Source organism: Afipia sp. GAS231, assembly GCF_900103365.1.
Taxonomy (GTDB): domain Bacteria; phylum Pseudomonadota; class Alphaproteobacteria; order Rhizobiales; family Xanthobacteraceae; genus Bradyrhizobium.
In genome coordinates, this window is record NZ_LT629703.1 from 3,741,938 (window position 1) to 3,754,134 (window position 12,197).

The following is a 12,197-nucleotide window of genomic DNA, read 5'->3' on the forward strand; positions in this document are numbered from 1 at the left end:
GGCTCACGGGTGCGTAATGCGCCAGATCGTGCCGTTGTCGCCGAGGCCGTCGCGTTCGTTGGTCGAGCAATAGAGATCGCCGGTCGAGGGATGCACGGCGAGGCCGACGCAATTGCGGATCCCGGTGGCGAAGACGCCCACGTTCTTTCCGTCGGGATCAAACGTCAAAACGCCGGCGCGGTTGGTCTCGTCGCCCCAGCTGGCGCCGAGCGGGCGTTGCGCGATCCACGACGGCAGTCCCCCCGGCGCGCTGCCCATGCCCTGGCCGACATTGCCGAGCGAGCCGACCGAAACCAGCATCTGCTTGTCGTCTTTGCTGAAGACGACATCGCGTGTCGAGTGTCCGCCTTCCGGCAGTGAGGCGATCACGGTTTCCGGTTTGCCGGCAGCCTTGGTATCGCCGGATGTGTAGGGAAAGCGAACGACGCTGTTGGTATTCGCCACGTAAATCCATTTGGGATGATCGCCGCTGGGGAAGAACGCAATCCCGAACGGTGCATCGAGTTTGCCAGCGAAGATCTCGCTGACCGCGGGCTTTGAGCCGTCGCTGGATGGACGCAGGACACGAATGCGCCCTGCATCGGTCTCCGCAACGAAGATGTCACCATTGGGCGCGACGCGCATCTGGCGCGGCCCGCTCAATCCTTCGGCGAACAGCTCGATCTTGAAGCCCGCCGGAACCTGCGGTGCTGCCGACGAAGGCCGGGGCACGACGCGCGAACTATTCGACGCCGAGGTAGTCGCGCCCGACTTTGGCAAATCGGCGGGGCGAATCAGCCTGACGACGCCGGGCTTGTCGGAACGCCAGTCGCCAAATGCGGCCTCGCCGGTCAGTGGTCCGTTTTGCGCCGAAGCGTGATCGAGCCCAGCGAACAGGATGACGCCGGCGCAAATCCATCGATGCATCGATCGCATGATCCCTCGTCTGTCGCCGTTGTTTGCGAAGACACTCTAACCGGGAAAGCAATCTAACGCCGCGTTCGTTCCGGCATGAAAGCATGCTTCGACGCAATCGTGATCAGACATGATGGGATCCGAGGGCGTTACCCTCGGATTCCATCCCTTGGATCTCGATCAGGAAGCCGGCACCTGGACCTGCTTGGCCGATGCGTGGCTGAGCCAGTCCGCGAACCTGACAGCACCGATCCGTGCTTTACCGATTGGTGTCAGCGATTGATCGTCCAGCTCGGAGCCGAAGTAGCGGGCGTGGACATCAGCGATCACCTTGCGCCGGTCGCCCTTGGCGGCAAGGAACTGCCGCGCGAACTCGTCGAGCGGAGCGGCGTCGGCTCCGGCGACTTCGACCGTGCCATTGACGGGCGGTGCGACCGCAAGATCGGCCAGCGCCGCGGCAACGTCATCCGACGCGATCGGCTGGAACAAGGCAGGCGACAGCCTGATCGTGTCGCCGCTGGCGCCGGATTCAACAATGCCGCCGACGAATTCGAAGAACTGCGTGGCGCGGAGAATCGTGTAGGGCCGCGCGGAGGCCTTGATCAGGTCTTCCTGCGCTTTCTTGGCGCGGAAGTAGCCGTTCTCGGGGGAGCGTTCGCAGGCGACAATGGACAATGCGAGATGAAGTCCGACGCCGGCGGCGGCTTCGGCGGCCAGCAGGTTCCGGGTCGAGGTCTCGAAAAACGCCAGCACCGCGGCGTCTTCCCACGAGGGCGAATTCGCGACGTCGACGACGACCTGGGCGCCCGACATCGCCTCGGCCAGCCCTTCGCGCGTGATGGAATTGACGCCCGACTGGGGCGAGGCCGCCACGACTTCGTGACCCTTTTGCCGTAGCCTTGCGACAACATTCGATCCGATGAGGCCGCTGCCTCCAATAACGACGATCTTCATGATTTTTCTCCGGTTTGTCGCCCGTCCATCGGGCTGGCAGCCGGACCATGCGCGCGAGGCGGCCGGAAAGCCTTGCAGCGTCATTGGATTGTTATTGAATTCCTCTTGGAGTTTCGTCCAAGGATAGCCAGCAACGATAGAAATCGCGGCAGTACGGGGCAGGGAGTGCCGAAGTGCAATTCTTGTTCGAAAATTGCGTCCTCGACACCGACCGGCGGGAGTTCAGCCGAGGTTCGGGGCCGGTCGCCATGGGACCGCAGGTCTTCGACCTGCTGCTCTATCTGGTCCAGAACCGCGCCCACGTCGTCAGCAAGGACGATGTGCTGGATGCGGTATGGGCCGGGCGGATCGTTTCCGAATCGACCTTGACCAGCCATATCAATGCGGTGCGCAAGGCGATCGGCGACTCTGGTGGCGAGCAGCGCCTGGTCCGCACCATTGCCCGCAAGGGATTTCGCTTCATCGGCGAGGTCAAGGAAATCGATGCGCCGGATAGCGCAGGTTCATCCGGGGCGGAGACCGCCCCACCGGAAGTGGCGCCGGCGCCGTTGCCGGCCCTTCCCGACAAGCCGTCGATTGCCGTGCTGGCCTTCCAGAATCTGAGCGGCGATCCGGCACAGGAATATTTCGCCGACGGCGTGGTCGAAGACATCATCACCGCGCTGTCGCATTATCGCTGGCTGTTCGTCATCGCCCGCAACTCGAGCTTCACCTACAGGGGCCGTGCGGTCGACGTGAAGCAGATCGGCCGCGAACTCGGCGTGCGCTACGTGCTGGAAGGCAGCTTGCGCAAGGCGGCGAACCGGGTTCGCATCACCGGCCAGCTGATCGACGCTGCGACCGGGGCGCATATCTGGGCGGAACGTTTCGAAGGCACGCTCGACGACATCTTCGAACTGCAGGACCGGATCGCCGCTGATGTCGTCGGCAACATCGCGCCGCAGCTCGAGCGCGCCGAGATCGAACGGGCGAAACGCAAGCCGACCGAAAATCTCAACGCCTATGATTATTATCTGCGCGGGATGGCCAACCTGAATCGGGGCACACGCCAAGCCATCGACGAGGCGCTGCCGCTGTTCGAAAAGGCCATCCAGCTCGACGCATCCTACGCCTCGGCCTACGGCATGGCCGCCTGGTGCCATTTCTGGCGCAAGGTCAACGGATGGATGGCCGATCCTGTCAGCGAGATTGCCGAGGGCGCCCGGTTGGCGCGCCGGGGCGTCGAACTTGGCCGGGACGACGCGGTCGCGCTGACGCGCTGCGGTCACGCGCTGGCGCATCTTGGCGGCGATCTCGATGGCGGCATTGCCTTGCTCGACCGCGCCGTGATGCTCAATCCAAATCTGGCGGCGGCCTGGTTTCTCGGCGGATTTTTGCGGGTCTGGCTCGGCGAACCCGACAACGCCATCGCCCATTTCGAGCGCGCCATGCGCTTCAGCCCGCTCGATCCGGAAACCTACCGGATGCAGGCCGGAATGGCCGCGGCGCATCTGTTCGCCCGGCGTTTCGACGACGCCTCTGCTTGGGCGGAAAAAGCATATCGCGACTTGCCGAGTTTCCTGATGGCTGTGGCCGTGGTCGCGGCCAGCCATACGCTGGCCGGTCGAATCGACGAGGGCCGCCGGGCCATGGATCATCTGCGCAAGCTCGATCCCATGCTGCGCATTTCAGGTCTCAAGAATTGGCTGTCGATCCGTCGTCCGGAAGATCTGGCGGTGTTCGCGGATGGTCTGCGACGCGCGGGGCTGCCGGAGTGATCGAGTGGGCACCGTCATTCCGGGGCGATGCGGAGCATCGAACCTCAGGGGTGCGATTGCACCTCGGGGAATCTCGAGATTCCAGCTCTGGTCCTTCAGATCAGCCCGGAATGACAGCCGCGCCTACCGCAGCCCGGTGTCGCCGCTGGTGCGCTTCTTGGTGAGGTCATCTCAGTCACCGCGATCCAGAGTTAGAATCGTTCCAATCGTTGGCGCATTACTTTAGGATTTTTCTAATTCTAAGTTCGATCGAGTTAGAGAAATTCCAATCCATCGCAGCACTTCTGATTCCCGAAATATTTTGCAACAGTGTTAGTTGCTCCCGCTGCCGCGGAGGCCTGATCTCCGCAGTCTTGGGGGATCCATGTCGCCGCACCAAACTCCGCGCTCACCGCGCCTGACGCTTCGTCCGGCACTTCTTCGTCCGATCCGGACAACCTTGCTCGCCGCAACGGCGATGTCGATGATGAGCGCGGCGGCATCGGCCGGCGACGGCGACGCCAACGATCTTCTGCTCAAGAAGCTGGAGAAGATGGAACAGCGCATTCAGTCGCTCGAAGCGGAGCTGAAGCAGAAGCAGGCACCTCCTTCGGCTACCGCGGCGAAACCGCCGCAAGCACCGGCTTCGCCGAAAAACGCCAATGCGGCCGTTCCCCCGGCCCCGCCCGCCGATGCGGGCAAGGCTACGGAAACGGCGTCGGTCAAATCCTCCACGCTATTGCCGGAAAAACCCATTCTGGGCTTGACCGATTCTCCGGTACCCGGTCTCACCATCGGCGCCTATGGCGAGATCAAGTTCGGCTCGCAGCAAAATCCGGCCGCCAACGGCCAATGGCAGAAGGGCTTCGACGCAGCTCGCGTCGTCCTGCTGCCGACCTATGCGATCACTCCGAACATTATCTTCAATGCGGAGATCGAATTCGAGCACGGCGGCATCGCGTTCGATTCGGATGACAAGCGTCATGGTTCAGCCGAGATCGAGCAAATCTGGGTCGATTTCAAGATCATCGACCAGTTCAACTGGCGTGCGCCAGGCATCGATCTGGTGCCGATCGGCTACATCAACCAGCATCACGAGCCGACACAGTTCTACAGCGTGAACCGCCCCCAACTCTACAACGGCCTCATTCCGTCAACCTTTCACGTGCCAGCCAGCAGTGTCTATGGCCGGATTGCCGACGGCCTGAGCTACCAGTTCCAGATCAGCTCGAGCGTCGAAGATTTCGGCGACGACTTCGGTTTGCGTACCGACGCAAACACCGTTCCGGCTTTCCCGACTGGGTATGCCGCGGGTATCACCGGCTTGAACGCGCTTGGCAATTCGAGGCCGGTGGTCGGTGACTTCAGGCAGTTGAGCAACGACCTGGCCTATTCCGGAAAACTGGACTTCGCGCCGGCGTTCCTGCCGGGTTTTGCCGGCAGCGTGAGCGCCTACTACACGCCCAACACGACACCGCGCGGAGCTCACGACGATCTTGGCGGCTTGCTCGGAAAGTCGAGCCTCGCATTGTTTGATGCAGAATTCCGCTACCGGGTTCAGGGTACGGGTCTTGAATTGCGTGGCGAGTACGTTCAGGCAAGGTTTGGCAATCCGGCAAATCTGCGCGCAAACAACGACAGCGATCCGACCAACAACGTCGGCAAGACGATGTGGGGCTATTCCGGCGAGGTTGCGTATCATGTGCCGCTGGGAACCGTCCTCAACAGCGAGTGGGAGGCCGTCCCGTTCTACCGCTACACCCGCCAGGACTTCCAAACCGCGGGCTTCGCCGGTACCGACGCGAACACGCCGACCAGCTCGGGCCAGCGTCAATACCATACCGCCGGCATTGCCGTCTTCCCATCGCCCAAAGTCGTGCTAAAGGCGACCTATCAAAGGGTGATCGACAAATCCCTTGCCGGGGCATTGTCGGATTCCTTCCTCGGGGGTGTCGGTTTCTTCTTCTAATGTGCGGTCCGGAAGCTGCGCGATGGCTCGATTGGGATCGCAACCCGGCCCGTGATCGACTGGTACTCGTTTTAGGGACGATGAAGTATGACGAAATGGCTTCGATATGTCGTGCCCGCTGCAACGGTCGCGTCGATGGCTTCACCGGCGTACGCCGTCCAGTATCTGTCGATCGGTGAAGCGCAAAAGCAGGCGTTTCCATCGGCGACGCACTTCAGCGAAGTGCAGGCCGGCCGGGTCTGGAAAGCCGAGGCCGGAGGACGCGGGATCGGATTTTTCATCTTCGATCGTGTTGTCGGCAAGCACCTCTTCATCGACTACGCCGTCGCCTTGAGTCCGAACGGCGCCGTGCAAAAGGTCGAGATATTGCAGTACCGGGAATCCTACGGTGGGGAGGTCAACAGCCCGAGCTGGCTTGCGCAATTCGTCGGCAAGACCAGCGGCAGCCCACTCCGGATCAACGGCGATATCACGAATATCGCGGGTGCGACGCTGTCATCGACGCATGTGGCGGAAGGGGTCAAGAGGATACTGGCCGCATATGGCAATCGCCTCCGATAGTTTACGCCGCGCAAGACCGCTGCTCGGAACGTATGTCGAGATTACGGTCGCGGGAGCAACTGCGCCCGCGATGGAGGCGGCGGTGAATGCCGCGTTCGAGACCATCGCGACGGTCCACCGGCTGATGAGCTTTCACGAGGCGGACAGTGACGTCAGCCGCCTCAACCGCGAAGCTCACCTGCGCGCGGTCGGCGTGCATGACTGGACCTTTCAGGTTTTGCAGATGGCGGTCGACCTGCATCGACGGTCAGGCGGAATATTCGACGTCGCCGTCGCGCCGGCGCTGCAGTGGATCGGCCTGTTGCCCCGGATGGATGACCGTTCCCCGACCGCGACCGAACCCCGATCGTTCGACGCGATCGAACTGCTTCAACGGCAAACGGTTCGATTTCTGGATCGCGGGGTTGCGATTGACCTCGGGGGGATTGCAAAGGGATTCGCCGTCGACCGCGCGCTGCAGGTCTTGCGCGGTCTCGACATGCCAAGCGGTCTGGTGAACGCCGGCGGCGATCTTGCCGGCTATGGGCCCGACCCGCACACCGTTCATATCCGCGATCCACGCGACCCGCGCCGCCTGATCTGCCGCGTGGAGGTCACCAATGAAGCGCTGGCAACGACGGCCCGTCGTTTCGATTTGTTTCATTCGGCCGACACGACGGGTTCGGCTGTCATCGATCCGGTCACCAGCAGGCCGGCCGACGGCATCGATGGTGCCACCGTGCGCGCCCCCTCCTGCATGGTCGCCGACGCCTTGACGAAAATCGCCATGATTTCCGGGACCGACGCGCTGGCGCTGCTGGAGCATTACAACGCCGAGGCGCTATTGATCTCGACGGACGGCGACATCCAGATCACCCCCGGCTGGCATCAGGCAGTACACCTTGCGGCTTAAACCCTCACTCCGGTTTTCAACCTACGCGGCTTTCGCGACGCTGTTCCTGACGGGAGCGGGCTGGCTGGTGGCGGACTGGCAAAAGGACATCTCCAGCGACGATATCTGGCAGTCGACCGCCGTCTACCTGCTCATGGTTCACGGCGGCGCCGCCATGGCGACACTGTTGCTGATCGGCGCCCTGATTCCCGTGCATGTGCTGCGCGGCTGGCGCAGCGGCAAGAATATGGTTTCGGGATCGGTGATGATTACGCTGAATGCGCTTCTGATCGTGACCGCCTTCGGACTCTACTATTTGGGATCCGAGACGGTGCGGCCCTGGATGAAGCTGATACACCTTGGCGCCGGGTTTGGTTTGCCGGCGCTGTTTGCGGTCCATATCTTCCTGGGACGACGACAATCCAGCCAGCGCGATCCGCTTCGCTCACGCGTTCCCTGAAGCGGTTATTCTGAAATCCTGCGCTCCGCTGGCGCGCCTGCGATCGTTCACCAATCGGGAACCAAACAACTACTGCAACCCGGTGTCGCCGCTGGTGCGCTTCTTGGCGAGGTCCATTTCGGTCACCGCGATCAGGATTTCCGCGCGCGTCTTCAGGTCGGCGGCTTCCAGCATCGCCTGCTTTTCCGCCGGCCCGTAGGGCGACATCATCGCCAGCGCGTTGACCAGCGCTTCGTTCGGCGCGCTCTCGATGCCTTCCCAATCCACTTTCAGATTGTTCGCTTTGAGAAAATCGGTCAGCACATCGAGCAACGCCGCGCGGTCGACGGCGTCCTCGCCCTTGCGCGCGACGAAATCGTCGACATAGGAAAAGAAATCCACCTTGCATTGCCGATACGCGGTCAGCACGGTGAGTTCCTCGACCACCTTGAAGCGCGAGACGCCGGTCAGTTCGAGGATGTAGCGGCCGTCGCCGGATTCGGCGAGCTGGGTGATGCGGCCGACGCAGCCGACGCGAAACAGCACCGGGCGGGCCTCGTCCTTGCTGTGCGAAATATCCGGCTGGATCATTCCGATCAGGCGGTGGCCGTCGCGCAGGCTATCGTCGACCATCGCCAGATAGCGCGGCTCGAAAATATTGAGCGGCATCTGGCCGCGCGGCAGCAGCAGCGCGCCGGGTAGCGGGAACACCGGAATGGTTTCGGGAAGCTCGCCGGGTCCGCGGTATTCGGCATTGATCGGCATCTGCGGTCCCGGCGTTAGTGCGTTACAGGTTTGCGCGTGTTCTGATCACAAAGCTGCTGCCCACTTATGTGGAATACACGCGTCAGTTTTACGAAAACAGAATCGTCGACAGCCGCTTGCGTCCGTCCACGGTGGCTTCGTCCATGCCGCCCCACGCCTCGAAGAACTGCACCAGCTGCTTGCGGGCGCCGTCCTCGTTCCATTTGCGATCGCGCCGGACGATTTCGAGCAACTGGTTGGTCGCTTCAGCGCGGTTGCCCTGCGCGTTGAGCGCGGTCGCCAGGTCGAATCGCGCCTGATGATCGAGCGGGTTTGCGGCGACTTTCTGTTCCAGCTCGGCCACCGGACCGACCGCCTGGGCCTGTTCGGCAAGATCGATCGAGGCCTGCACCGCCTTGACGGCGGCGTCGTTGCGCTTGGATTCCGGCACCATGCCGATGGTCTGCTTGGCTTGCTCGAGCGCGCCGGTGGTCACGTAGCATTTTGCAAGACCGGCCAGCGCCGCAATATTGGTGGCGTCGACACCCAGCACCTCGGCATAGATTTGCGCGGCGGCCGCGGGATCGCCCTCCGCCAGCACCGCCTCGGCCTCCCCGAGGATTTCGGCGATATTCGGTTCACCCGGCGCCGCCATGCCCTTGGTGAGCTTGTCGATGAAAGCGTTGACCTGGCTCTCCGGCTGCGCGCCCATGAAACCGTCGGCGGGCTGGCCGTTGACGAAGGCGATCACGGCCGGGATCGACTGGATGCCCATCTGGCCGGGAATCTGCGGATGCTCGTCGATGTTCATCTTGACCAGCTTGACCTTGCCCTTGGCCGCGCGGACCGCCTTTTCGATGATCGGCGTGAGCTGGCGGCAGGGGCCGCACCAGGGCGCCCAGAAGTCGATCAGCACCGGCTGGCGCTTCGATTCCTCGATGACGTCCTGCACGAAGGTCTGGGTGGTCGTCTCCTTGATCAGATCGGCGGTTGCCTGCGGCACTGCGGCGCCGCCCTGCTCAACTATGGTCACGGTATCCTCGCCTGATGTCTCGAGAAGATGCGGAATGGATCTGGTCGGCCGCTTCTAGCACGGCTGGGGACCAAGTTCTTGCCAGCTAAATGGCGGTTTGGCCGCAAAATTCAATCCGCGCCGGACTTCCAACCGGGGTTACGAGCCGGGCCTTGGTGCAGCCGGTCGCGGGCGGCAATTCCCTCGATTCGTCCTCCCGAAATGCATGTGCCCGTCCCTGGGTTCCCAAGATAGGTGAAAACAGCCGGATTAGGCCCGTTTCGGCGTGGTTTCGACCCGATTCGCGCCTATTTGTTAAGAAGGCCGGATGATCCGGATGTCACGGAAGCGCGTTCGCCCTGTTGCATTCGCGGTCGGCATTTGGCATAGCTCTGCCGCTGACGGCGAGCGATCGCCGCCACATCGGATGCGGGTGTAGCTCAGTGGTAGAGCACGACCTTGCCAAGGTCGGGGTCGAGGGTTCGAGCCCCTTCGCCCGCTCCAAGATTTTCTCAATTGGCAAATCATTGACGCAACGACAGGCCGCCTTTTGGCGGCCTTGTTGTTTTTTGATCTGTTCATGTGATCCAGCTCGCTTTCAATCCGATCGGAATGTGCGATGCTGTAATACCTGAGGTTGCAATTCCATTTGCTGTCGCGGCGGGGCATTTCCATGGGCCGAAAGATCGTTCTGCTGTCCGACGGCACCGGCAATTCCGCCGCCAAGGTCTGGCGCACCAATGTCTGGCGCACCTTCGAGGCGCTGGATCTCTCCGGCAACGACCAGGTCGCGCTCTATGACGACGGCGTCGGCACGTCCTCGTTCAAGCCGATGGCAATCCTCGGCGGCGCGTTTGGCCTCGGGCTGCGGCGCAACGTCATCGCGCTCTATAAGTTCGCCTGCCGCAACTACCACAGCGCCGACGACGAACTGTTCGGCTTCGGCTTCAGCCGCGGCGCCTTCACCATCCGGATCGTGATCGGCCTGATCGTCAGCCAGGGGCTGGTCAAGGCCGACAGCGAGGCCGAACTCGACAGCCTGGCGAAGGCCGCCTACCGCGCCTATCGCCGGGCGCGTTACAAACACCTGAAGCTCGAGCGGCCGTACCAGGCGATCCGCAACCTGTTCCCGCCGAAGTACCCGCCGAAGGAGGTGCGCACGCACGTCAAGATCCGATTCGTCGGGGTCTGGGATACGGTCGCGGCCTACGGCATGCCGATCAGTGAAATGACCGCCGGTATTCACAAGTACCTCTGGCCGATCGAACTTCCTGATGACCACCGGCCGCACCCCGATATCATGCGCGCCTGCCAGGCGCTGGCGCTGGACGAGGAGCGAACCACGTTCCACCCCCAGCTCTGGGACGAGAGCGACGAGGAAAGCGGCGGCGGGAAAACGGCCGATCCGCAAGGGCGGCGTTTCATCAAGGATGAGCGCGTCAGCCAGGTCTGGTTCGCGGGCGTGCACACCAATGTCGGCGGCGGCTATCCCGACGATGCGCTGGCCTACATTCCGTTCGTCTGGATGATCACCGAAGCGCAGCGCTGCGGGCTCCGGTTCAAGTCGGACTACGCCAACCAGCCCGACGATCCCGACCTGATGCGGGCCGATCCGGACACCTTCAAGAACGCCATTTCGAAACGGGACAAGGACGGACGACTCTACGATCCGCGCAAGGGGCTCGGCGGCTATTATCGCTATGGGCCGCGCAAGCTGGTGCCTCACTTCTATCCGGACTCGAAGAAGGAGGAGGATGACGAGATAGAGGTCCAGCGCGCCAAGATCCACGAGAGTGTTTTCCGGCGCATCGACAACCATGCCCAGGCCTATGCACCGGTCGGGCTTCCGCCGTTTTATGACGTCGTCAAGGACACCGGCGAAATCGTATCGCCGGACGAGTTCAGGATCGCGGCCGGCCGCGAACCGTTCGAAACCAGAAAAGCCGCGGCGCAACGTGCGCTGGCGCAGGAACACGTCTGGAACTGGGTCTGGGCGCGCCGCATCCTGTATTTTGCCACCGTCGGCGCGACGCTGTGGCTGGTGATGTTTCCGCTGCTGAGCAGCGCGCAGAAGGTCGACGAACTCACCAGTCCGTTCCGCATGATCTCAGATTTCGTCCGGTTCGCCGGCTCGTTCCTGCCGGACTTTGCCCAGACCTGGGTCGAGGGCTATGCGCGCGCGCCGTTGTGGTTCGCCGTCATGGCGGGCCTCGTCACCGCTCTGCTGTACCTGTCGTCCAAGGTTGCGTCGCGCACCTCAAGCGTGATGGCCTCGATCTGGGGAAAAACATCGCACGCGCCGAAGGGCCTGCCGGACAACTTCGTCTATCACTTGCGCAGCAACCGTTTCTACATCGGCTTTCACGAGGGGTTGAAAAAGAAGATAGCGCCGCTCTTCTTCGCGGTGATGTTCGTCTATCTCGCCGCCGGTCTCGTCAGCCATTTCCTTTTCGATGTCTTTGACGTGGCCGGGGCGACCTGCGAAGGCAGCAAACCTCCCTTGGTCGAGCTGAAGGCGCCCGCTCAGGGCATTGACCCGAAGGAAACGAAGAGCAGTCCGGTCGATTTCGGACCGTCAGACCTTTGTGTGGCGACAGGCATCATGCTGACGCGCGGTGCGCACTATCGGGCCACGATCGTACCGGTCGAGCCGGTCCAGGCGTGGAGCAACGGCATCTGGCATTACGACTTTCCGATCGGCGGATATCCCACGATAGCGCCGCCGCCCTGGTACATCCGTCTCTATTACTCGCTGTTCCTGCCATTCCGGCGCGAGTTCAACCACGACTGGTTCCGGATCGTGCTGCGGTTCGGCGAGGTGGGCGGTGAGGAAACGTTTTACGACCCGGATCCCACCGACCCCGTCATCGAGTTTCCGTTCAGGCCGACCCGCGATGGCGAATTGTTTGTTTTCGTCAACGACGCCGTGATCGGGATTCCAGGCCTGTATCGCGCCTTCTATCGCAACAACACCGGCACGGCACGCCTCACCATCGAACGGCTCAAAGGAAGATAGT

9 protein-coding genes, 1 tRNA gene and 1 pseudogene are annotated in these 12,197 nt (G+C 62.4%); 7 read left to right on the forward strand and 4 right to left on the reverse strand.

Annotated elements, in window-relative coordinates:
• Positions 1-33 precede the first annotated feature (33 nt).
• Together BLS26_RS17710 and BLS26_RS17715 are read right to left on the reverse strand one after the other, a co-directional pair.
• A pseudogene (locus BLS26_RS17710) lies at positions 34-915 on the reverse strand (sorbosone dehydrogenase family protein); the annotation flags it as partial.
• Positions 916-1,074: 159 nt separating this feature from the next.
• Entirely contained in the window at positions 1,075-1,848 is a 774-nt protein-coding gene (locus tag BLS26_RS17715; protein ID WP_092518183.1) for an SDR family oxidoreductase, read from the reverse strand.
• Positions 1,849-2,021: 173 nt separating this feature from the next.
• On the opposite strand from BLS26_RS17715, the gene BLS26_RS17720 reads away from it, so the two are divergent.
• The 5 genes from BLS26_RS17720 (at position 2,022) to BLS26_RS17740 (ending at position 7,445) form a co-directional block, all read left to right on the forward strand.
• Positions 2,022-3,605, forward strand: a complete 1,584-nt coding sequence (locus BLS26_RS17720; protein WP_092513207.1) for a winged helix-turn-helix domain-containing protein — start codon at positions 2,022-2,024, stop codon at positions 3,603-3,605.
• Between the two features lie 364 nt (positions 3,606-3,969).
• Entirely contained in the window at positions 3,970-5,553 is a 1,584-nt protein-coding gene (locus tag BLS26_RS17725) for a hypothetical protein (protein WP_157676483.1), read from the forward strand.
• An 87-nt stretch (positions 5,554-5,640) separates the two neighbouring features.
• The gene (locus tag BLS26_RS17730; protein WP_092513211.1) at positions 5,641-6,114 is read left to right on the forward strand and encodes an FMN-binding protein; all 474 of its coding nucleotides are present in this window, start codon (positions 5,641-5,643) and stop codon (positions 6,112-6,114) included.
• Positions 6,095-7,006, forward strand: a complete 912-nt coding sequence (locus BLS26_RS17735; protein ID WP_092513213.1) for an FAD:protein FMN transferase — start codon at positions 6,095-6,097, stop codon at positions 7,004-7,006. Before BLS26_RS17730 ends, BLS26_RS17735 begins: the two co-directional genes overlap by 20 nt.
• Entirely contained in the window at positions 6,996-7,445 is a 450-nt protein-coding gene (locus BLS26_RS17740; protein WP_092513215.1) for a hypothetical protein, read from the forward strand. The genes BLS26_RS17735 and BLS26_RS17740 overlap by 11 nt, the downstream gene beginning before the upstream one ends.
• 69 nt (positions 7,446-7,514) lie before the next feature.
• On the opposite strand, the gene BLS26_RS17745 is transcribed toward BLS26_RS17740, so the two are convergent.
• Both BLS26_RS17745 and trxA read right to left on the reverse strand, forming a co-directional pair.
• Positions 7,515-8,189: an LON peptidase substrate-binding domain-containing protein gene (locus BLS26_RS17745; RefSeq protein ID WP_092513217.1), complete on the reverse strand. Its 675-nt coding sequence runs from the start codon at positions 8,187-8,189 to the stop codon at positions 7,515-7,517.
• An 88-nt stretch (positions 8,190-8,277) separates the two neighbouring features.
• Positions 8,278-9,201: a thioredoxin gene (gene trxA, locus BLS26_RS17750; protein ID WP_092513219.1), complete on the reverse strand. Its 924-nt coding sequence runs from the start codon at positions 9,199-9,201 to the stop codon at positions 8,278-8,280.
• Positions 9,202-9,609: 408 nt separating this feature from the next.
• On the opposite strand from trxA, the gene BLS26_RS17755 reads away from it, so the two are divergent.
• Together BLS26_RS17755 and BLS26_RS17760 are read left to right on the forward strand one after the other, a co-directional pair.
• Positions 9,610-9,684: transfer RNA gene (locus tag BLS26_RS17755), tRNA-Gly, on the forward strand.
• Between the two features lie 169 nt (positions 9,685-9,853).
• Entirely contained in the window at positions 9,854-12,196 is a 2,343-nt protein-coding gene (locus tag BLS26_RS17760; RefSeq protein WP_092513221.1) for a DUF2235 domain-containing protein, read from the forward strand.
• Position 12,197 lies beyond the last annotated feature (1 nt).